Source organism: Anaeromicrobium sediminis (assembly GCF_002270055.1).
Taxonomy (GTDB): Bacteria; Bacillota; Clostridia; order Peptostreptococcales; family Thermotaleaceae; genus Anaeromicrobium; species Anaeromicrobium sediminis.
Genome location: NZ_NIBG01000003.1, coordinates 284,779 through 307,918 on the forward strand (window position 1 = coordinate 284,779; position 23,140 = coordinate 307,918).

A 23,140-nucleotide genomic window follows, 5' to 3' on the forward strand; every position below is an offset into this window, starting at 1 on the left:
TGTAGGAGGAAAATATAAATGAGCCATAACTAATCAATTTTGATTAATTATGGCTCATTTATATTTGAATTACTAATTAATGCATAATTTTTATAGAATGAATATGATATTATGCATTTAGCTTTCTGTATTGATTAGGGGACAGATTTGTTATTTTTTTAAAAACCTTTGAAAAGTAGCTTACATCTTCAAAGCCTACAGTTAAACCAATATCAAGTATAGTACGGTTAGTTAAAACTAATAATCGTTTTGCCTCATCAATTCGTAGTTTATTTACATATTTAGTAAAGGATATGCCCTGTTCCTTTTTAAAAAGAGAAGAAAAATACTTTGGGCTTAAGCCGATTTTATTAGAGACATGTTCTAAGGATATGGATTCCATATAGTGAGAGTTAATAAATGTAAGTGCTTCTTTAAATTTTACAGGATTTTTAGATTCATGAAGGTGAATAACACTTTCAGTAAAATGATTAAGAACCTTTAGGATACAATAGGATAAATCATCCATATTATTAATACTATTTAGTTCATGAATAAATTGATAATTCATACTAAATATTTTTGAAAGTTCTGCACCACCTTCTACGGCAGCTCTAGAGATTAAGGAGCATATTTCTAAAGATCTAGCTTTGGTAACTTCAATGGAAACTCCTGTAGTATAAAAAACGTATCCAAGTAATTCGTTAAGTACAACTTTTGCACCATTAATATCTCCTTGTTTTACTCTCATTAATAGCTCCTTTTCCTTTTCATAGGGATAAATAGAATTTAATGTATCCTGTGACTTTATAGAATGAATCATTTCTCCAATACGAGATTGTTGCAGCATTTTAGAATGTTGTTCTTTTAATTGTTGCTTATTTTCTTGAGTAATTTGCTTCCCTATTATTTCAATAAGTTTACTAAGAAATCTCACACGCTTTGGGTCTACTACAGGGATGCTACGTAGATGAGAGTGAATTTTACCTTTATGTTTTAAATGGATATGATTTTTACATAAAATATCATCAACCATTATTTCGTCTGGGTAATTCATGAGAACAGGGCCACCAATAAGAGCACCACTAAATACCCCCTCATGAATAATAGGATAAGAAAATTCAGTTAATCCAGCAGGACAAAAGAAGATGAAAGATTCACCTAAGTTAAAAGCCTGTCGACTAGTATATAAATGGGTTTGTTCACATACTCCTGAATCAGTAATGATTTCATGAAAAAGACTACAGAAGGATTTCTCATTTCCACGAGTTAATATTGTTTTTCCACTACTATTAATATATTTTATGGAAATATATGTAGATTCATAAAACGTATCAAGAATACTTGCCAAAATATTTTCATCTAAATTCCCATGAACATCAAAAATCATATAATACCTCCATAAATGATAAGATACATGTATTTTATCATGAATAATTCCATGTAAGAATAAATATAAGGAAAAATTACAAAAAATCATACTTTTGAACAAGAAAAATTACAAATATAAAATATTCGATCCATATGTATGATTGTGACATGTAAAATTAAAAGAAAGAAAATAAATTTATCCATATATTAATATTTGTTATAGGGTATATGCCTCTAATACCAATGATAATGGTATTAGAAAAAACATAGAAACGTTTTCACGACATATTACAACAATGTGTACTTTTAAACGAGAAAAATTATTAAGTAAAATTTATAATTAAGATAAGAGTTAAATGGGAAATCAATGAATATTAAACATACTGATAATTATAAGGAGGATAATATGACAGGAAAAGAACGAATTATAAAACTATTAAAAAAGGAAAAAGTAGATCAAGTACCATGGGTACCATTTTCAGGAGTACATGCAGGAAAGCTTAAGGGATATACGGCTAGAGACGTACTACAAGATAAAGATAAATTAGTAGAATCTTTATTAGAAGTAAAGAAATTATACCAACCAGATGGTATGCCAGTAGTTTTTGACTTACAAATAGAAGCAGAAATATTAGGTTGTGAATTATTATGGGCAGAAGATAACCCACCTTCTGTAAGAACTCATCCATTAGCAGAAACAAAAGAAATCCCTTGTGATTGTACTATACCTTCCAAAGAAGATGGAAGAATTCCTATGATTTTAGAAGCTATGAGAGAGATGAAAGAAAAAGTTGGAGATGATACAGCTTTATATGGATTAATCACAGGGCCATTTACATTAGCATCTCACTTAAGAGGAGTTAACATGTTTATGGATATGGTAGAAGATCCAGAGTACGTTAAAAACCTAATGAAATTTACAACTAAGGTTGCAAATGCAATGAGTGAATATTTCATAGAAGCAGGTATGGACGTTATAGCAGTAGTTGATCCACTAGTATCTCAAATTTCTCCAAGACACTTTAAGAAAATGTTACATGAACCATTTGCAGAAGTTTTCGATTTCATCCGTGAAAAGGGAGCTTTATCTTCATTCTTCGTATGTGGAGATGCTACAAAGAACATAGAACCTATGTGTAAAACAAACCCAGATTCTGTATCTATAGACGAAAATATTGATATGGCTAAGGCTAAGGAAATTACTGATAAGTATGACATTGTAATTGGAGGAAATATTCCATTAACAACAGTTATGCTTCACGGAACTCAACAAGATAACATGAAATGTGTAGTAGATATACTAGATTCAGTATCTCATGATAGATTAATTGTAGCACCAGGGTGTGATATGCCATATGATTTACCTATTGAAAATTCAATAGCTGTACAACAGGCTATTCGTCACACAGAAGAAGTTAGAGAAATGCTTAAAAACTACACTGCTGTAGAGGAAGATATTCATATAGAATTACCAGATTACGATGCTCTTGAAAAGCCATTTGTAGAAGTATTTACATTAGACTCAATTGCTTGTGCTGCTTGTACTTACATGATGGGAGCTGCAAACGATGCAAAAGAACATTTTGGAGATAAGATAGATGTAGTAGAGTATAAGTATACGGAAAAGGAAAGTATAGCTCGTTGTAAAGCTATGGGAGTTACTAACTTACCAAGTATCTATATAAATGGTGAATTAGTATATAGCTCAATAATTCCAAGTAGACAAGAATTTATTGATAAAATTAATGAATGCACTGTTGCTTTAAATAATTAAGTTATTACTAGATAAAAGGATTCGGAAGAATCCTTTTTATCTAACCTAATATTTTCAGAGTGAAAGGAAGGGCAATATGATTGATATTTACTTAATTACAGGTTTCTTAGGAGCAGGTAAAACTACATTAATGAGAAATCTTTTAAACGGATTCGAAGGTAATAAGACCGCTATTATTGTAAATGAGTTTGGAAAAGAAGGGGTAGATGGAAATCTATTAGAAAAAGAAGGCATGCTTATAGAAGAAATTAATAATGGTTCTATATTTTGTGTGTGCCGCTCAGACCTGTTTATAGATGCCATACTTAAATCAGCAGATTTAGGTGTGGAAAATCTCATAGTAGAAAGTTCTGGACTTGCTGATCCTTTTGGAATGCCAAAAATCATGACTATCCTTGAAAAGTTAGCTCCTAATGAATTTCATTATAGTGGCTCTATTTGTGTAGTTGATAGTAAAAATTTCTATAAAGTATATGAAACAGCTGTAGCTATAGAACATCAAGTACAGGGAGCAGACCTTATATTTATGAATAAAACAGATATTGCTACAGATGAAGAAATTCAGTCAGTTGAGAAAACCATTAGAGAATTAAATAATCATGCCCGTATAATAAAAACGAATTTTTCAAAAATAGACGATTTTGATGAAATTATTAAACTTCAGTGGCACAAGCCTGATATGAAAGGTATCTTAATAAAGAAAACACTAGGAATTAGTAAATATATCTTAAAGTTTCATTGTAATAACTTGAATCTGTTAAAAGAATGGCTAGAAGAATGGGCAGAAGAAGTATACCGCGTAAAAGGATTTTGTAAGATAAATGGAGAGAGTTATTTAGTAGAGGCCGTTCAAAGTCAAATTCATATAGAAAAATTAAATTATGATAAAGAAGAAGATTTTCTAGTAGTATTAGGTCCGAGTCGAGATGTAATAAAGGAAAAAATAAAAGCAAGTTGGTTTGAAAAATTTGAAACTAATATAGAGATCCTATAATATTTTAATAACTTGAGTTGTGTAATTTTTTAAATAGATATATTGATTTTGCTATAACTTAAATATGAAAAAATTATCTGACAACAAAGGAGCGCAGAAAATATGAAGCAAGTGGAAGAAATCATATATGAATTAGAAGAACTCAGAAGAGAATTGAATAGTTTGATTAGCGAAAAAACAAAACTTATTGAATCACAAGTTATAGAAACAAGTCAAAAACTAGATGCAGTATTAAATACATATAGTAGATTGACACAAAGTTAAAAATATAAACAAGAATGACGGGTATTGTGAACACTGATTCTAAAGGAGAGTTATAAATGAGATTTTTAAAAGAATTTTTTCCAGAATTCACAGAAAAATTAGATGAAATTGATCAATTATATACGGAAAAAAGAATGATTGATGAAAAAACATATCAATTTATTTGTTTCGCCCTATCAATAAAAGGAAGATCAAAGCCTTGTGTTTTAAAACACTTTAAGGAAGCTATAGATGCAGGAGCAACTGAAAAGGAATTGTCATACATTTTGGCATTAGTTATGCGAGAAGCTGCAGGGGCAGATGACTGTTGGACTCATGATGTAATTAGTGATTGGAAGAGTATTGTAAAAGGAGAAGTATGTTGCGATTGCGCAAAATAAGTTAGACACAACTGATATTTCCTTTTAAAGCTATTATAATGAGATAAGAGATTAGAGTTTTATATGGGAAGGGGAATTTCTATTGAAGGTTTTTTCTGATTTTAATTTTACTATTGATAAAAAAAGAGTATTCAATTATATAGATTGTTATGAAGGTCGGAGAATATACAAGACTATATCCAAGATGTATGAAGATTTTTACGAAAAATTACCTTCTTTGATAACACCTAAAGGTTTTTATAATTTTGTTAATAATGATGATTCTAAAGTACCTTCTCATACACTATACTGTGTCATAACTTTAGGAGAAAAAATAAGTGAAGCAATTGGTGAAAAATATGATGATGGTGAATATATAGAAACTCTTTTATTAGATGCTATGGCAGATATGGTGTTATTTGAATATAGCAACCAATTTTATAAACACTTAAAGAAAGAAGCGAGTAAGATGAATTTAGGATTGTCATCTAGAAATTCGCCAGGGGAGAGGGGAATACCTATGGAATATGCTGAGGAAATTTTAAACAAATTAGCTATGCCACAGGAATACAATATAAGTTTAACTTCTGGATTTATGGTAAGGCCTAATAAATCGATGATATACTCCTATAAATGTGATACTAGTTATACGTCTAGTAAAAGAGATCATGATTGCTCTAAGTGTAGCAATGAAAATTGCAAGATGAGGAGTGTGAAAATATGATTTCCATAAAGATAGTGACGGATAATAGGATTTTATCATTAGACCATGATCCTAAGGACAGTCTATTAGATACATTAGTAAAGAATAAGGTATATGTTACAAGTCCTTGTGCAGGAAATGGCACATGCGGTAAGTGTAGGGTAAGAGTTGTAAAGGGCCATGTTCATTATAAGGACAGTAACAACAGATTTTTTTCAGAAGATGAAATAAAAAAAGGCTTTAGACTTGCTTGTGAATCTTATACATGTGAACCTATAACTATAGAGATACCCAAAGATAAGGATAATACTTATAGTATTGAATCTGGGTATGAGAATAATAGAGGGGTTATAAACCCTCTATTAAAAAAACATAAAGTATCCCTTGAAGATGAAATATTAAAAAAATCAATATCAATTACTAAGTCTATCAATGACCTAATGAAAAAGGATTTTTCCTACAGTTATGAAGCTTTAAAGAAATTATCAAGATATTTAGATGTAGGGCTACATAAAAAAGATATTTATATGGTAGAGAGGGATAATTTAATATGTAATATATTCACAAGGAATTGTAAGTTATATGGAGTTGCCATTGACATAGGTACGACTACTATAGCTATGGTCCTTATTGACCTTGAATCAAGTGAAATTATAGATAAATATGCCATACTGAATCCTCAAAAGAAATATGGACATGACGTAATATCAAGAATAAATTATGCATCTAAATCCACAGAAAATTTAGATGAAATTTCTTCATTAATAAGAGATGAGATTTTTAAATCTATACTTCATCTAGCTAAGAAGAATCACATATTATTTGATGATATACACCAGGTTTATATATCAGCGAATACTACTATGATTCAATTATTATTAGGATTACATTCCCATTCCTTGGCTGTTGCACCATTTACAATGATTACAGATTCTCCTATTGAATATAGCTTTAGTGAAGTATTTAATTACACTAAGGGCCATTGTAAGGTGACTTTAACTCCGTCAATATCTGCTTATGTGGGGGGAGATATTACATCGGGCATAATTAGTACTAACATACATAAGGATGAGAACATAAGTCTCTTAATAGACATAGGTACTAACGGAGAGATGGTTTTAGGAAATAGAGATAAAATCTTTTGTGTAGCTACAGCAGCAGGTCCAGCCTTTGAAGGTGCTACCATTAAGTATGGTATTGGTAGCATTGAGGGGGCCATTAGTCATGTGACTATAAAAGATAGGGAAGTAACTTATGAAACTATAGGAGATAAAAGTCCTGTAGGTATTTGTGGTTCTGGAATAATTGATATAACTGCTGAATTAATTAAAAACAATATAATAAAAAAATCGGGAAGATATAATAAAGAATATACAGATACAGATGGGAATTTTCCTATTGCCTGCTTAGACACGGGAGAGAAAATAGTTTTTACCCAAAAAGACATTAGAGAAATACAATTAGCAAAGTCTGCTATACGTTCTGGAATAGAAATACTAATAAGAGAGTACGGATGTTATTATAATGAAATAAAAAATGTATATATGGCAGGAGGATTTGGTAATAAAATATCTATTAAATCTGCCGCACAGATAGGCCTTATACCTGATGAATTAAAGGAAAAGGTAGTGTTTATAGGTAATACGTCCCTAAGTGGTAGTATAGATATGATTTTAGACAAGTCTTCTCAGGAAGATTTAAGATACATTATTGACACAACAAAATATGTAGAACTTTCTACAGACCGCCAATTCCAATCATTGTTTGTTGATTATATGGCCTTTTAAAAAATGAGAATTAGATAAAGTCTAATTCTCATTTTCTTTAATATCTTCCATACTCTTTGGCAGTTTTTATCATTACTTTAGCTTTTTCAAAATCTAAAGGAGCTGGATACTCGCAACCTGTTGCTAATATAAATCCTCCGCCTTTCTTAAACGTATCAATTTCTTTTTTACATTCTTCTTCCACTTCTTCTAAAGTGGCAGTCATAAGCCAACCTGGGTCAACATGACCGATTAAAGTGAGCTTATCTCCATATTTTTCTTTCATATCTTCAAAGGATGAACACTCAGCAGGGTAATGTAGGAATGAAAAAGCAATGGGATTCATTCTCTTTAATTGCACATCAAAGTATGGACCAGCACCACAATTGTGAATCATAACCATAGATCCTAATTCACGAATATGGTTTGCTAACTCTTCCATATACACCCCTTCAAATTTATCCCACATTCTTTTACTCATGATAGTTTTTGATGCAAATAGTGTATCAAACATAATGGCATGGACTCCTTCTTCTATCATGGCTGTACAAAATTCTTTTAAAGTTTCTGTAATTTCTCTTAAACATTTATGTACTTCTTTTGAACAATCTATAAGATCCATAAATAGTTTATCATGTCCTCTAAGCATTCCTGCAATACCTAAAGGTCCAAATACAAAGCCGATTATAGGTTTTTCTTTACCTCTAGCCTTAACTAATTTTTCACATAATTCTATATGTTCGCTCATTCTAGGTGTTTCTCTTGGATTTATTTTTTTTATTTTAGTATAATCTTCTACAGATTTTATTAATCTATTATCATGGGAAGGGCAAGCTGCCTTATCCTCAAAATATAATATTTCCTGTCCCCAGTCTGCAGCTTCTACAGATAAATCTACTAAAGTACAAATAGCATCTAGATCTAATTCATCTGTGGTCTTTATAATGGACTGAGCACAAAGGTCGACATCTTGTGTCCACTCTTTATAATTAATACCTAATTTCTTTCTAGATACACTATTTAAAAGAGGATATACGGGAACTCTATCTGCTTCCTTGTGTTGTAATGTTAATCTTACTCTTTCTAAAGAATTCATATTTATTTCCTCCTAATCGCTGTTCATCATTGAATGGGAAATTATTGTAATTGCTATGTTAATTATACATTTTGTGTAACTGGATTTCTCGTTTAAAAGTACAAATTGTTGGAATATGTAATGGAAATGATTTTTTAATCGGAGAAAATCTAGGGACCGTGATAATAGAGGGATAGAAGCTAGTGTGTATATATATTTAGCTTCATAATTACACATATATGTATAGTTATGAAGCTAAATATATATTAGAGACCTTTCATATGTAAATTTTCCTTATAAATAGGTGAGTTATTGTAGATTTTCCTTATAAATTTATAGAAATAGAGATTTTGTAGCAAAAAATATATATTATGATAATAAGAGAACTTTCATAAACTTTATAAAATAAAAAATAAGAATTAGATTTTCTCTAATTCTTATTTTTTATATTTATTATATATATGCTATTACATCCATTTCAATGTCTAAATCATCATATAATTCTTTCACTGCAACAGTAACACGAGCTGGTGGATTTACTGAAAAAAATTCTTTATAAACTTCGTTCATATCTTCAAACTTTTCCATAGAAGAAATATATACATTGCACTTTAATACTTTATCCAAACTTGAACCTGCTTCTTCTAATATATTTTTAATATTATGCAAAACTCTTCTTGTCTGTCGTGCTATACTATCTCTCTCCATTTCACTTGTTTCAGGATTGATGCATATTTGACCTGATAAAAAAATCATGTTATTATGAACAACAGCTTGAGAGTAGGGTCCTACAGCTAGTGGTGCTTTATCTATCGAAATGATTTTTTTCATTGGAATAACCTCCTGATATGTATTTTGTTAGATATATTATTAATACATCCTGAGGGTTTTAACTAGGCTAAGGCCTCTATTGCTCCTACATCTCTAAGAGCATCTCTTTCATCTTGTTCTTTAGCAAGCTTCTGTCCAGTTGGTGTTATACATAGGCCACCATTACATGTACATCTTAATTCACTAGGCAGCTGAGCTCCAACTCTAAACATGGTTTCTGCTGATTCATCTAGTGGAATACAACCATCAAATCCACCCATAACAATGTTAGCTGATACTACTGCATTAGCTGCTGACATGGCATTTCTACTAATACAAGGAACCTGTACAAGACCAGCAACAGGATCACAAATAGTACCAAGTATGTTTTGGATAGCTATAGACGCTGCATTAAGGGCTTGTTCAGTTGTACCTCCAAGGTAGTGCATTAATCCTCCAGCGGCCATAGCAGATGCAGCTCCAGGTTCTACTTGACATCCATAAAGTTCAGCAGAATAGTTATGGTCTTTAGACATACAAATACCTATTACAGCAGTTGCCAGCATGGCCTTTATTTTATCTTCTTCACTTACACCTAGTTTCTTAGCAGTTCCAAGAATAACACCAGGTATAACCCCTGCAGAACCACCAGTAGGAGCACATAAAACAACACCCATGGCACTACTATATTCCATAGTGGCAATAGACCAAGGTGTTACTAAATCTAGTATACCCGTATCTAACCATTGTTTCTTATTTTCAGCTTTTTTAGCAATCTTTCCACCAGTTGGTTGTATGATACCATCCATGTTAATGTCACCTTTTAAGGCTTCCTCAATACCATCTTCCATAATATCTATGATTTCTTTCATGTAATTCATAATTTCCTCTTTAGACCAACCGCTTCTTGCTGATTCATACATGATGGCTAGTTCCCATAATTCCTTATTTTCTCTCTTACCAATTTCAAGCATCTCAGCAGCAGATTTAAAAGGAACTGGTTCGTGTCTGTTTGATAATACAGTAAGTACTGGGTTAATTTGTTTTATCCTTGTTACATTTTTTAAAGTCTTTATTTTATCTACAGAATCATCAGTTGGTTTATTTTTTGTTTTTCCATTAATTAATCCACGATTATCTAATGTGGAGAAACTAATTTCTTCCACATGACCTACAAGTTTTTTTATTTCATCACATAAATTTATTAAATCATCTTTTGATGCATTTTCAGTAAATACTAATAACTCGTGAGCATCTCCTACAATAGATACAGAAAGGTCATCAATAGATAATAGTTTTACAGTTCCACCACCTGTAGAATCTGCTCGTACAAGAACCTCTTCCCCTTCTTCACTAGTCATGGTTATTCTAGATATGTTAGGGACTATGGCTTCAAAGTCACTTATTCTAAATTCAATATCTACATCCATTTCTCTAGCATCAATATTTGATCTACGAAGTTTAGGGTCTTCAGGGCGTCTACCTAAAAGGCCAGAGATAAATCCTAAATCAGACTTTTGTCCTTTATACATATTTGTATAAGCACCTTCTCTCGCAAATTCAACAACAGCCTTTTTTAAATTCCCATCTAATAGCTGACTACTTAAATAGCCTATTCTAGCAGGTCCACAGGTATGAGAACTAGAAGGCCCTACCATAATTGGACCTATAATATCATTAAAGATACTTGGATTCTGTCTTGTCATAAAAAAACCTCCTTAAGAGTTAAGTTTATATATGAAATTCAGCTATAGAGCAGTAATATTTAAATATCTATTATGGGGAATGGAATTCACAAGAATGAAAAAATAAAGATATTATTTGTGATAATAAATAAGTGATTTTCAAAAATATAAAAAAATAAAGCGTGTATTTTCACGATATGAATTTTAAAATGTGTAAAAAAGAATGATTTATCACTAAGTATACAATACGTATATAATGGATTTCAATATAAAATTTCAAATTCATGAAAAAAATACCAAATAAAAATTTCATTAATGTATATACTAGTATAGTGTAAAGTTTATGGGATATATTGGGTAAAACTTGTGAAGGAATATAAATTTATAGTATAATAGAATGAAATTTTGTCTTAATATATACATGATGAATTTACATCTGTTTACAAACAATATAAAATGTGGGTAGTATGTGATAGGAATATGTAATATGGCCGGGAGGTATATAATGGAACATCGCAATGGAACTAAGCAAGTAGGAGGTAGAATTAAATATATTCGAAAAGAACGAGGTTTAACATTACAGCAACTTTCAGAGAGTTCAGGGTTATCTATTGGATACCTTAGTAATTTAGAAAGAGATATAAATAGTCCAACATTAGATCACTTGCAAAGAATTTGTGAAGTGTTAGATATAAATATTATAGAACTTTTAGAGAAATCTTCAGAAGGTAAAATGCATCTTAAAGAGCATGAGCGTAGAGTAATATATGAAAAAAAGGGAAGCATTAAATATGAGTTAATAACAGAGGGTGAAAGAGATATAGAGGGAATTTGTATTAAGATGAAAGCTGGAGTAGATTATGAAAACGTATCCTGGGGGCATACTTGTGATGAATTGGGAATTATCATAAAAGGAACTATGGAAATACGGACAATGGATTGTAAATATATTTTAGAAGAGGGAGATACATTTTATCTTAATGCAAAGACTAGACATACTTTTCGAAATATAGGTGAAGGCGAATGTGTGAGTTATTGGATATCTTCTGATTACTCTAGAATGGATGAGTAGTAAATTTAATGCAGGTTATTAAAATTACATAGTTTGTTTTGTAATAAGTGATTGATAAAAGTACATTTATCAATCACTTATTTTTTTATCATTTCACAGGAAAAATTTCTATGGAGGAACAAAAAATAATTGAAAAATTCAAGAACGTGAAATTTTCAGTTGTTTTTCAAATGAAAAATATGATTATAATATCTAAAAAAAACACGAAATGAAAGTATATTTCATAAATGTGAAAGAAAAAAGTGTTTTTAATCCAATTTTATTTGAATAAAAAAGAAAAAATATTATTGGAATCATAATTGTATAGTTGATGGATAAAAGGATTGAGTGATAAAAAGAGAAAGGGGGATGAAAAAATGTTATTGACAAATAAAAAATGGTAATATATGATGAATTCATAGATATGAAATTTTATAATTGTGAAATTTATATATTTAGGGGAAGAGTTCACAAGGAGGCGATATTTTTCATCACATAAAAAAATAGGTTAACAAAATGAATTTTATTTTGTGTAATGGGCAGATGATTTGATTTCAAGTGAACAGAACTATATTATGTTTCACAAGTTTATTACAATTTATTGATGAGAGGAAAACGTTTGAGGAGGTTAAAAAATGAGTGAATTATATGAGCAAATATCAGAAAGTATATTAGATGGTGACGTAAGGCAAGTAACAGAATTGGTACAAGAAGGGATAGATGAAGGATTAAGTGCAAAAGAACTGTTAAATGATGCCCTATTAGAAGGAATGAATGAAGTTGGAGTATTATTTAAAGACGGTGAATTATTTGTACCAGAAGTGCTAATGGCAGCTAGGGCTATGGATGCAGGTGTACAATTATTAAAACCATTACTTCAAGAAGGGGACGTAGTAAAGAAAGGAAAGATTGTATTTGCTACTGTAAAGGGAGACCTTCATGATATTGGTAAGAAACTTTGTATCATGATGTTAGAAGGTGCTGGTTATGAAGTTGTGGATATTGGAATGGATGTGCCACCAGAGAAAATCGTAGAAGGAATTAAAGAACATAATGCAGATATTGTAGCTATGTCAGCTATGCTTACGACTACAATGGCTGCCATGAAGGAAAGTGTAGAAGCAATAAAAGAAAATGCCTTATACGATAAAGTAAGAATTATGGTAGGCGGAGCACCCGTATCCGAACAATATGCAGTGAGTATAGGAGCAAATTATTCAGCTGATGCCACATCGGCGGTTGAACTTGCAAATGAGCTTATGGCTGTATAAGTAAAGTTAACTGCGAAATGATGGAAGGTTGTTGAATATTTACGGATATCCTTACAAAATGAGAAAAGCCATCACTTTTAAACTTGATGTTCCATGGCTGTAACAATCAATTAGTTTAAAAGGATGACCCAATAATTATTATACCATTGAATATTAAAAAATAAAATGTTTTAAGAACAACCTAGTACATATTATAAACAATAATATTCAATGACCTCCATTCATTATATAAAACCATATTAAGGGGGCTGTATACATGGAAAGCGAAAAAAAAGGTTTTTGGTCTTTAGTTAACAAGCAAATATTTTTTCCACCAGCTATTCTATTGACCATCGGTGTTGCTTTAGGTGTTTTTAATCCTGACGGATTTGGCAAGGGTTCGTCAGTTGCTCTTGGATTTACCCTAAAGTATTTTAGTTGGGCCTATTGTATAGGAGCAATATTATTAACTTTATTTTGTTTTTGGGCTGGATTTAGTAAGTACGGAAAAATTAAACTAGGTGGACCGGATGCAAAGCCAACTATGGATAGATTTACATGGTTTGCTGTAACATTTACATCTTCTTTAGCAATAGGGATTAGTTTTTATTGTGTTGCAGAGCCTATGATGCATTACATGAATCCTCCTACATTCTTAGGTATAGAGGGAAAGTCTATTGAATCGGCACAAATTGCACTAAGATACACTTATTTACATTGGGCTTTTGTACCTTTTGCCATTTATGTTAGTGCAGGAGTTGCATGTGCATTTATGTTCCATAACGCATTAAGACCATTTAAAGTTAGTTCATCCCTATATCCTTTAATAGGAGATAAGGCAGATGGCAAGTGGGGTAACGCTGTTGATGCACTAGCTATGTTTGCTATGGTTGGTGGAATTGGTACATCCTTTGGATTAGGTACTCTACAAATTGGAGCTGGAATGGACTATTTATGGGGATTTGAAGCAGGTCCCATGTCATGGACGGTAATTATTGCCGTTATGGTTGTAATCTATACAGCGTCTGCTTGTACTGGTCTTCACAAGGGAATAAAATACATAAGTACGGCAAATATGTATATGTATTTTTTCCTTTTAGGAGCTGCATTTATATTTGGACCTAAAATAGCAATACTTGAGAACACACTTACTGCTGTTGGAGATTATATTGATAATATAATTCCTATGGCATTTAACTTAGATCCTATAAAACAAACGGGTTGGACAAAGGATTGGACCATGTTTTATTGGGCATGGTGGTTAGCATTTGCACCACTTACAGGTTTATTTATGGTAAAACTAGCTAAAGGTAGAACTATAAGAGAGTTTGTAACTATGAACTTAGTTGCTCCAGCTACTTTCGTTATTATATGGTTTGGTGTATTTGGGAGTGCAAGTATCTTTATGGATCATTTTGGTAATGCAGGAATTGGAGCTATTATTAATGAGTACGGAGTGGAAGTGGCACTATTTGCATTATTCCAGAAGATGCCTTTTGCTACAGTTACTTGTATCGTAGGATTATTAGTAGTTGCAGCGTCGTTTATTACTCAAGCAGAGGCTGTAAGTTTAACTTTATCAACAATGACTACTGTAGGATTTGACGCAGCTGGAGAAGAAAAAAATCCACCTAAGATTATGACCATGTTTTGGGGATTATTAATGGGTGCTATTGCATTAATTCTTCTTCTTACTGGAGGATCTAAGGCACTTCAGACGTCGGTTATTGTATGTGGTTTACCTATTATAGTGTTGCAGATTGTTATGTCGGTTGCACACGTTAAAGCTATGATTAATGCAAAAGATCTCGATAAGGTTGGAACATTTACAAAGAGAGAAGATCCTCTGATAGAAGAGGATATAATTTAAGAATTTATTAATACGTGTTAGATGATATTAAAGATAAGACAATATGCAATATTTAAACAATAGATGATTGTATGATGCATAATATTTATTATACAATCATCTCTAACTAAAAGGGGGCTTATATAATGAAAGTAAAAGGAAATTTTGTGACAGAAGAAGATATACAAAAGCTACACAAAGCCACTTTAAAAATACTTTCAGAAATGGGTGTTAAATTTCATGATGAAAGGGCATTAAAGGTTTTTAGAGACAATGGTGCTAGAGTAGAAGGTGAAGTCGTATACATAGATGAAGAAATGTTAGACAAGGCTTTAAGTACCATACCAAAATCCTTTGTAGTAAGAGGTAGAGATGAAAAGCATAATGTGGAAATTGGTGGAGGAGAATCGGTATTCTGTCCGGCTTATGGGCCTGTATTTGTTAAGAAGGGTGAAGATAATCATTTAGCTCAATGTGAAGATTTAATTAATTTTACTAAGTTAATTCAATCTAGTAAAACAATAAATATGTTAAATCCTTACGTGGTTACACCGCAAGATATAGATGTAGAAAGATTGCAAATGTATCAACAGGCTACTTGCTTAAAGTATGGAACAAAACCTACTATGGCCATTACATCAGGTTATGATATGTCTAAGAAATGTATCGAGTTAATTAAAGATTTTTATAATGATCATGAGAGTTATGTAACTATAGGTTTAATTAGTGCACTATCACCTTTATCTTACGATGAGGCTATGGTTGGAGGAATATTCGCTTTTGCAGAAGAAAATCAAGCGATTATATTTGGTTGTGGGGCACTACCAGGAGCAACTTCCCCTGTTACTTTAGCAGGAACTATGGCGGTGGCCAACTCAGAACTTTTAGCGGGTATAGTGTTAGCTCAATTAATTAAACCAGGACTTCCAGTGGTTTATGGAAACGTGGCAGCATCAACGGATTTACGTTTTGTTACACCTGCAATTGGTACAGCAGAAGCTGGTCTTATTGCATTATTCTCAAGAGCAATCACTAGACACTATGGAATCCCGTGTAGAGGTGGTGGAGCATTAAGTGATTCTAAGCTTCCAGATATGCAAGCGGGAATTGAAATATCTTTTGTTATGATACCAACTATTATGTCAGGAGTAGATTATGTAATTCATTCTTGTGGTATTTTAGATTCATTTAATATTATAAGTTATGAAAAGTTTATTATAGATGAACAAACAATAGAGATGACAAAACGCTTTACAGATGGATTTGAAGTTAACGATGATACTCTTGGTATAGAGGTTATTAAAAATGTGGGCCATGGCGGACAATATTTAGAAGATATGCATACAGCTATGCATTTTAGAAAAGAGCATTTCTCTCCTAAGTTATTTGAAAGAGCATCCCATGAAGTATGGGAGAAAAAAGGGTGCAAAACAGTTTTAGACAATGCATTAAAAGAGATGGATAAGAGACTTTCTAAATACAAAATGCCAGAGATGACAGTAGAACAAGAAGCTTTATTAGCAAAATATTTATAAAGTAGGGGGAATAAGAAATGTATAATGTAGGTAGAGATATGGGAATAAATTATATTAGAGCTAGAAAAAATCACAGTTGCTATGGTATGGGACTTGGAATAATGATATTAGATGAAGTATACCCAGGATTTCCAGGAGATGTAAGAAATGCTAGTGGATTCCCTTATCCTGTACAATACGATATAGTAAATAATATTGATATTTTCAAATTAGTTTGGGAAGAAGACAAAAGTCAATGTTTACAACCTATATTAGATGCTGCTAAAAGACTTGAAAAAATGGGATGTAGAGCAATAGCTGCTGAATGTGGATACTTTGCATACTTCCAACAAGAAGTAGCTGGATATGTGGATATCCCAGTATTTATGTCAAGTTTATTACAAGTTCCAATGATTCAACAAGTTATAGGACCTAAGAAAAAGGTAGCCATTATTGCTGCACAAGGAAAGTTTTTAACTAAGACTCATTTAGAGAGAGTTGGAATAGATCCAGATAGTAACTATATTATTGCTGGTGCACAAGACGAATATGGATGTACACAATTTGATACTCTATGGGATCATACTAAGAGACCAGAAGTACCAGAGGCATATTTTGATAAAGCTGAAGCAGATATGGTTAGAATGTGTAAAGATCTTAAAGAAAAGCATCCTGATATTGGAGCTATTATGTTAGAATGTACGGGAATGCAACCTTTTGCAAGAGCAATTCAAAGAGAATTAGATTTACCTGTATATAGTTGGGGAACTATGCTAGATTATGCATATTCTGTTGTAGCTCATAGGGATTATTACGGACATGTATAAAATTTAAATTATATTAAATGGCCTAGAATTTTATTCTAGGCCATTTTGTAATTACATAAATATGACCACAAGGAATTAATAAATAAGGTAAGGATTCTTTTCAGTCCTATATTAATAAGAAGTTAAGTGGTCTAAAATAGGTAGATGTATTAGCTTTTAGAATTTATTCTTTAGGATATCTAAAATGATATATTATGGGTGAAATATTCTCATGCCAATACAATAAGGCATCTTCTTCCTTTGTATAGGGGCCACCATTATGGATCATTAAAGGGATATCTTCTTCATTTTTAATGTCTGATATGATGGCAATATGATCTATAGGCTTGCCGAATACTACTATGTCTCCACCTTTCCATTCATTTAAATTTTCAGAACTTAGATCAGTAGTTAAAACTTTACCGTGTCTTTTAAAAAATGATATTAAATTAGGTACTCTCCTAAAATCTATATTAGGGTCTGGCTTACCAGCAACTCTTGGATAAGCTGAGGTATTTTTTCTTATATCCTCATCAACTAAATCCTTTAGATTAATATTAGCTTCCTTTAAAGCTCTCCATATTACATCTGTACAGACTCCTTCATTATCGGGAGGATAGCCTCCACTGTAATAGGCGCTTTTGTAAGATGGTTTAGTAGAAGCATCCTTTCTAGCTCCTACTAGAATCTTTTGTGCAATAGTAGAACTAGAGTTAATGGGAGTAGTAGTAGAAGGTGTTGAACTTTGCACCACTTCTTTCTTTGTTACACTTATTTTTTGTGTGTTATCTATTTTCTTAGCACATGCTGTAAATATTAATAATAGGGATAGATAGAATAAAAGTAAAACTTTTAAATTTTTTTTCACTGTACATATCTCCTTGCTTATGATCTATTTCTATAGAATTTCTTCATTTATTGTATCTAATTACTTATTAAAGTATTCTCTTAGGGTGATTAAACATGTATATATGGTCGCATTTAGAGTAAACTATATGAAAAACTTAATTTATTAAGAAAAGATTAACAAATTATTATTTTTACTTAGGACTTATTTACAAGAAAGTTAAACTATGATAAATTGTATCACATAAATATGAATTAGACATTTATTTAAATAACCCATCATACTTGTGCTATAATGATTCTAGTCAGGAGTGAGGAAATAATGTTTGGCGGAAAAATAGAAAATCATCTTATAAGCTTTTTTAGAAAAGCAAAGAACATTATGAATAGGGAAGCACACCAATACGGAATTCAAGCATCAGAAGTTAGAATATTAGATATTTTGTATAAGGAAGGAACATTATCACAAGATGCTTTTACATCTAGATTATTTGCAGATAGGACTACTATAAGTAGACGTATTAAAAAACTTGAACTATTGGGGTATGTGAAAAAGGAAAAGAATTCTAAAGATAATAGAACTTATGAATTATATTTAACAGAAGAAGGGAAATATGTTGCTAGGAAAGTTTTATATATAAGAGAGAATATAACCCAAATAGTGAAAAATAGCATAAGTGAAGAAGAATTTATGTTATTGGCGAAGATATTAGAAAAAGCAGATAATGGATTAGACGAGCAACAGTATTTAAAATGTAAATTAGAAAGAGAAAATGAATAATATGAAATTTTTAAAAAAGCGTGCATGCACACGCAAATAAATAAACGTGCATGCGCACGCAAATTAATAAAGAAAAGGAAAATAGGGAGGAAAAGTTTTATGAAGAGAATATTAACCCTTTTAATGGCGGGAATGATCATGTTAACTTTTACTGGTTGTGATAAGGCTACGGCAGAGGAGGAGGTCCAATCCTTTAAGACTGTTGAAGTACAGGAGTTAAAGCAAGAGGTAATGCCCGTGCAAATAAAGTATACAGGAACGGTTAAGGCAGATGTGCAAAAGTCAATAGCATTTAAATCAGGTGGAAAGATATCTAATGTACACGTAAGTAAAGGTGATCATATTAAGCCAGGCCAGACATTAGTTAGTTTAGACAAAACAGATTTGTCACTACAAGCTAATGGATCAAAATCCAAACTAGATGCAGCAGCAAATGATGTGAAAAAAACAAAGGATTCTTATGAATATCAAAACGATTATTTTACCAAAGTAGAAAAGCTATATGAGCAAAAGGCCATATCTATGGATGATTATAATAAGGCCAGATTAAGTAGAGATAGTGCAGAAGCTAGTTATAACCAAGCTGTTAATCAGTATAATGCAATGAAACAAGATTATGAAAATAAATTAGAGCTATTAAGTGATGCCACTATCAAATCTGATGTGGAAGGATATGTGTTAGATGTTCCCTATGAAAAGGGTGAAATGGTAGGAGCAGGAACGCCTGTTGTAACCATAAGAAATGATAAAAACATAGTTAGAACTGGTATAACCCAAGAGGATTTAGGAAATGTGAAAGTTGGAGATACGGTTACTATTAAATTAAAAGATGAAACTACAGAGGGTGTTGTTAAAAACATAGGTCAAGTTCCAGACCCTGCAACTAGAACTTATGATGTGGATATAGCAATACATAAAGACTATCCATTAGAATCTATAGTAAATATTACTTTTGATATAGGCGAAGAAAATGGAATGTGGATACCAATAGAAGCCATACTATCTTCAAATATTGATTATGTTTATGTAGTAGAAGAAGATAAAGTAATTAGAAAAACAGTGGAAATAGAAGAAGTTAGAGGAACTCTAGTAAAGGTAAAGGGCTTAAAGGCTAATGACAAATTAATAATAAGAGGAATGAAAAGTGTACGTGATGGAGATTTAGTAAAAATCAAAGAGCAATAATGGAGGTATCCTATGAGTAAAGGAATAACACATGCAGCTATTAAGAATAAGAAGATGACCATATTAATGATAGTTTTAACATTAATAGTAGGTTTATATAGTTATTATGTATTACCAAGACAAGAGTCACCAGATATAAGTGCACCAGTGGCTCGTATTACTACTGTATATCCAGGGGCGGCACCAGAGGATGTTGAGGAACTTGTAAGTAAAGTTATTGAGGATGAGGTGGCCAATGTGGAAGGGGTGGATTATGTTAGATCCACATCTAAAAGTGGCCTATCTACTGTAATAGTTTATTTGAAAGATGGAGCAGACCCAGATGAATCTTGGGATGATTTAAGAGAAAAGATACAACCTGTCCAAGGGAAACTTCCTAGTGAATGTAGACCTATAGATATTAATACTAATCTGGTGGATACGGCAGGAATAATCATTAGTATGACTGGAGAAGGATATTCTTATCAAGAACTGGCAAGCTATGCGGATAACTTTAAAAAAGAATTAAGTAAAATAGATGGTGTAAAAAGATTTGAAATAAATGGAGAGTTAGACAAAGAAATAAGTGTGGAAGTAGATATAGATAAGTTAAACCACTATGGCTTATCACTAGATGATATAGGAAATATTATTCAATCTCAAAATATTAGTATACCATCAGGTGATGTGGATAATGGCAAAAGTAAAATAAGTGTACAATCAAATGGTACTTATGAATCTATCGATGAAATTAGAAATACCATATTAATGAGCTCAGGTGATGGGAATATATTGAGACTAAAGGATATAGCTTCTGTTGAATATGAGATAGATGATTCATCACCAAGGTTTAAGCAAGATGGAAAAGATGCCGTACTTTTAACTGGATATTTTGAAGAAACTTTAAATGTGGTATTAGTAGGAAATGAAGTCGAAGATAAGATAGAAGAATTAAAGGGGTCTTTACCAGGTGATATAGAATTTAATGAAGTAATATTCCAACCAAAGGATGTGGAGAAGTCCATAAATGACTTTATTATAAACTTAATTGAATCTATAGTATTTGTTATATTAGTAGTTTTCTTTGGCATGGGAGGTAGAAATGCCATAATAGTATCTACTGCCATTCCATTGTCCATATGTATGTCCTTTGTAATTATGTATTTTACTGGAATAAAGCTAGAGCAAATGTCCATATCGGCTTTAATAATAGCCTTAGGTATGCTTGTGGATAATGCCATAGTAGTAAGTGATTCTATACAAGGATATATAGATGATGGATTAGCTAAATTTGAAGCTTGTGTAAAGGGAACTAAGGATGTGGCCATGTCCATGCTTACGTCTACCCTTACAACTGTATTAGCCTTTGCGCCATTGTTATTTATAGGATCAGCTGTAGGTGAATATATATTTGGGGTTCCGTCAGTAGTTATAATAGCCCTTATGAACTCTTATGTTTGTGCTATGATTACTACACCAACCCTGGCCTATATATTCTTTAAAAAGAGTAAGAAGAAAGCCCAAAAGGAATCAAAGCTTCGTAACTTCTTTGACAAACTTTTAAAGACAGCAATGAAGAGAAAAGTGGCCATGATAATATGTGCAGTAATAGGTTTTGTAAGCATGGGCGTTGCACTTAAAGGATTAGAAGTAAGCATGTTCCCTAAGGCAGATAAAGACCTAATATATATAAACATAACATCAGAGAATTCATCAGATTTAAGCCTAACTGAAGATATAGCAGATAATGTGGTAGCCTTAATGGCAGAAGAACCAGAAGTTATAGAGACAGCATCGGGCATAGGAGACTCATTGCCTAAATTTTATATGACAGTTAGGAGTTCTTCTAAATCAAATGACTTAGCCCAGGTACTCTTAAAAATAGATTTAAAGGAAAGTACACGATTTAAAAATAGAAGTGAGTTACTTGTATACTTACAGGATAAATTAGATAAAAACATAGTAGGAGGAAAGACAAAGGCTAATTTACTTGATGCAGGTAGTGGTGGAGACAGTCCTATAAATATAAGACTTTACTCCGATAGCATTGAAGATTTACAAATTGCTACAGATATGCTAACAGAGGCAATAGCAGGAGTGGAAGGTACTATGAATATAGATGATGACTTTGCATCAAAAGAGTATCAATTTAAAGTTAATGTGGATATGGATAAAGCAAGTATTTACGGAATATCAAAGTATGATGTTCAGGGAGAAGTGAGTAGAGCATTAAGAGGTAAAAATTCATCTACCTTTAGAAAGAATGGAAATGAATACGATATAATTGTAAAAAGTGATATAACTACAAAGGAAGACTTAGAGAATTTAGCAATAAAATCTTCTATAACGGGAAAAAAGGTACTATTAAAGGAAGTAGCAGAAGTAAGCTTAGAAGCTCAATATCCTCTTATAAGAAGATACGACAGGGAAAGAACTTCCACAATTACTTCAGATTTAAAAAATGGATATACAGCAGGTAATGTGGAGAAGGAGATAAAAAAAATTGTTAAAGATTTAGACATACCAAGTAATGTAAGGCTAGATTTCGATGGAGAGGCAAGTAGTATTACTGACAGTTTCTCAGATCTAGGAATACTGTCAATACTATCTCTACTATTAATAATATGTGTATTAGTGTTCCAATTTAATTCATATATGCAACCAATAGTAATACTATCCACAATACCCCTTGCTACTATTGGAGCTGTATGGAGTTTATTCTTAACAAGGCAACCATTATCCTTTACAGCAATGCTAGGACTAGTAAGTTTACTAGGGATAGTTGTAAATAATGCCATTGTATTAATAGATTACATTAACAGTGAAAGGGAGTCTGGAAAATCTATCGATGAAGCTTGTAGCAGTGCAGTAGATAGACGATTTAGACCAATCATGTTAAGTACAACTACTACCGTTATAGGTCTAGTACCATTAGTGTTAGCTGGAGGAGAAATGTTTAGACCAATGGCTATTGCCTTAATGGGAGGACTAAGTATTTCTACCATATTAACCTTAGTTGTAGTACCTACAATTTATTCCATGGTTGAAAATAAAATGATGAAAAGAAAGAAAAAAGAAAAGGTAGCTTAATATAAAAAT

At 31.9% G+C, this 23,140-nt stretch carries 19 protein-coding genes; 14 read left to right on the top strand and 5 right to left on the bottom strand.

The window, feature by feature from the left end; all coding sequences use genetic code 11:
* Positions 1-109: 109 nt before the first annotated feature.
* On the bottom strand, positions 110-1,369 hold the full coding sequence (locus CCE28_RS06130) for a PocR ligand-binding domain-containing protein (RefSeq protein WP_176461690.1): 1,260 nt from the start codon (positions 1,367-1,369) through the stop codon (positions 110-112).
* Positions 1,370-1,756: 387 nt separating this feature from the next.
* Here CCE28_RS06130 and CCE28_RS06135 point away from each other — a divergent pair, with 387 nt between their 5' ends.
* The 6 genes from CCE28_RS06135 (at position 1,757) to CCE28_RS06160 (ending at position 7,231) form a co-directional block, all read left to right on the top strand.
* Complete coding sequence (locus CCE28_RS06135) at positions 1,757-3,124, top strand: uroporphyrinogen decarboxylase family protein (RefSeq protein WP_095132015.1); 1,368 nt, start codon at positions 1,757-1,759, stop codon at positions 3,122-3,124.
* A gap of 76 nt (positions 3,125-3,200) precedes the next feature.
* Positions 3,201-4,118, top strand: coding sequence for a CobW family GTP-binding protein (locus tag CCE28_RS06140; RefSeq protein ID WP_095132017.1), 918 nt, complete (start codon positions 3,201-3,203; stop codon positions 4,116-4,118).
* 102 nt (positions 4,119-4,220) lie between these two features.
* Positions 4,221-4,382, top strand: a complete 162-nt coding sequence (locus CCE28_RS06145) for a Spo0E family sporulation regulatory protein-aspartic acid phosphatase (protein ID WP_095132019.1) — start codon at positions 4,221-4,223, stop codon at positions 4,380-4,382.
* Between the two features lie 56 nt (positions 4,383-4,438).
* Positions 4,439-4,762: a carboxymuconolactone decarboxylase family protein gene (locus CCE28_RS06150; RefSeq protein WP_095132021.1), complete on the top strand. Its 324-nt coding sequence runs from the start codon at positions 4,439-4,441 to the stop codon at positions 4,760-4,762.
* 82 nt (positions 4,763-4,844) lie between these two features.
* Entirely contained in the window at positions 4,845-5,465 is a 621-nt protein-coding gene (locus CCE28_RS06155; protein WP_095132023.1) for a hypothetical protein, read from the top strand.
* Positions 5,462-7,231 carry an ASKHA domain-containing protein gene (locus CCE28_RS06160; protein WP_095132025.1) on the top strand — a complete coding sequence of 590 codons (1,770 nt, stop codon included), beginning with the start codon at positions 5,462-5,464 and terminating at the stop codon, positions 7,229-7,231. Before CCE28_RS06155 ends, CCE28_RS06160 begins: the two co-directional genes overlap by 4 nt.
* A gap of 37 nt (positions 7,232-7,268) precedes the next feature.
* Here CCE28_RS06160 and CCE28_RS06165 read toward each other — a convergent pair whose 3' ends face one another.
* The 3 genes from CCE28_RS06165 to CCE28_RS06175 all read right to left on the bottom strand — a co-directional run bounded on the left by CCE28_RS06165 (position 7,269) and on the right by CCE28_RS06175 (position 10,801).
* Positions 7,269-8,306: a uroporphyrinogen decarboxylase family protein gene (locus CCE28_RS06165; protein ID WP_095132027.1), complete on the bottom strand. Its 1,038-nt coding sequence runs from the start codon at positions 8,304-8,306 to the stop codon at positions 7,269-7,271.
* Between the two features lie 432 nt (positions 8,307-8,738).
* Entirely contained in the window at positions 8,739-9,116 is a 378-nt protein-coding gene (locus tag CCE28_RS06170; protein WP_095132029.1) for a Rid family detoxifying hydrolase, read from the bottom strand.
* A 62-nt stretch (positions 9,117-9,178) separates the two neighbouring features.
* Entirely contained in the window at positions 9,179-10,801 is a 1,623-nt protein-coding gene (locus CCE28_RS06175) for an L-serine ammonia-lyase, iron-sulfur-dependent, subunit alpha (protein ID WP_095132031.1), read from the bottom strand.
* Positions 10,802-11,285: 484 nt separating this feature from the next.
* On the opposite strand from CCE28_RS06175, the gene CCE28_RS06180 reads away from it, so the two are divergent.
* The 5 genes from CCE28_RS06180 (at position 11,286) to CCE28_RS06200 (ending at position 17,271) form a co-directional block, all read left to right on the top strand.
* The gene (locus CCE28_RS06180; protein ID WP_176461691.1) at positions 11,286-11,852 is read left to right on the top strand and encodes a helix-turn-helix domain-containing protein; all 567 of its coding nucleotides are present in this window, start codon (positions 11,286-11,288) and stop codon (positions 11,850-11,852) included.
* A 614-nt stretch (positions 11,853-12,466) separates the two neighbouring features.
* Positions 12,467-13,102 (top strand): cobalamin B12-binding domain-containing protein, encoded by a 636-nt coding sequence (locus CCE28_RS06185; protein ID WP_095132035.1) that lies wholly within the window; start codon positions 12,467-12,469, stop codon positions 13,100-13,102.
* 256 nt (positions 13,103-13,358) lie between these two features.
* Entirely contained in the window at positions 13,359-14,951 is a 1,593-nt protein-coding gene (locus tag CCE28_RS06190; RefSeq protein WP_095132037.1) for a BCCT family transporter, read from the top strand.
* Between the two features lie 125 nt (positions 14,952-15,076).
* Complete coding sequence (locus CCE28_RS06195) at positions 15,077-16,465, top strand: trimethylamine methyltransferase family protein (RefSeq protein ID WP_095132039.1); 1,389 nt, start codon at positions 15,077-15,079, stop codon at positions 16,463-16,465.
* 17 nt (positions 16,466-16,482) lie between these two features.
* Complete coding sequence (locus tag CCE28_RS06200; RefSeq protein ID WP_095132041.1) at positions 16,483-17,271, top strand: aspartate/glutamate racemase family protein; 789 nt, start codon at positions 16,483-16,485, stop codon at positions 17,269-17,271.
* A gap of 163 nt (positions 17,272-17,434) precedes the next feature.
* On the opposite strand, the gene CCE28_RS06205 is transcribed toward CCE28_RS06200, so the two are convergent.
* Entirely contained in the window at positions 17,435-18,118 is a 684-nt protein-coding gene (locus tag CCE28_RS06205) for a DUF1287 domain-containing protein (RefSeq protein ID WP_207652859.1), read from the bottom strand.
* Between the two features lie 300 nt (positions 18,119-18,418).
* Between CCE28_RS06205 and CCE28_RS06210 the strand changes: the two genes are divergently transcribed.
* The 3 genes from CCE28_RS06210 (at position 18,419) to CCE28_RS06220 (ending at position 23,131) form a co-directional block, all read left to right on the top strand.
* The gene (locus tag CCE28_RS06210; RefSeq protein ID WP_176461692.1) at positions 18,419-18,877 is read left to right on the top strand and encodes a MarR family winged helix-turn-helix transcriptional regulator; all 459 of its coding nucleotides are present in this window, start codon (positions 18,419-18,421) and stop codon (positions 18,875-18,877) included.
* A 99-nt stretch (positions 18,878-18,976) separates the two neighbouring features.
* Positions 18,977-20,062, top strand: coding sequence for an efflux RND transporter periplasmic adaptor subunit (locus CCE28_RS06215; RefSeq protein ID WP_176461693.1), 1,086 nt, complete (start codon positions 18,977-18,979; stop codon positions 20,060-20,062).
* A gap of 12 nt (positions 20,063-20,074) precedes the next feature.
* Entirely contained in the window at positions 20,075-23,131 is a 3,057-nt protein-coding gene (locus CCE28_RS06220) for an efflux RND transporter permease subunit (protein WP_095132046.1), read from the top strand.
* Positions 23,132-23,140: the final 9 nt, after the last annotated feature.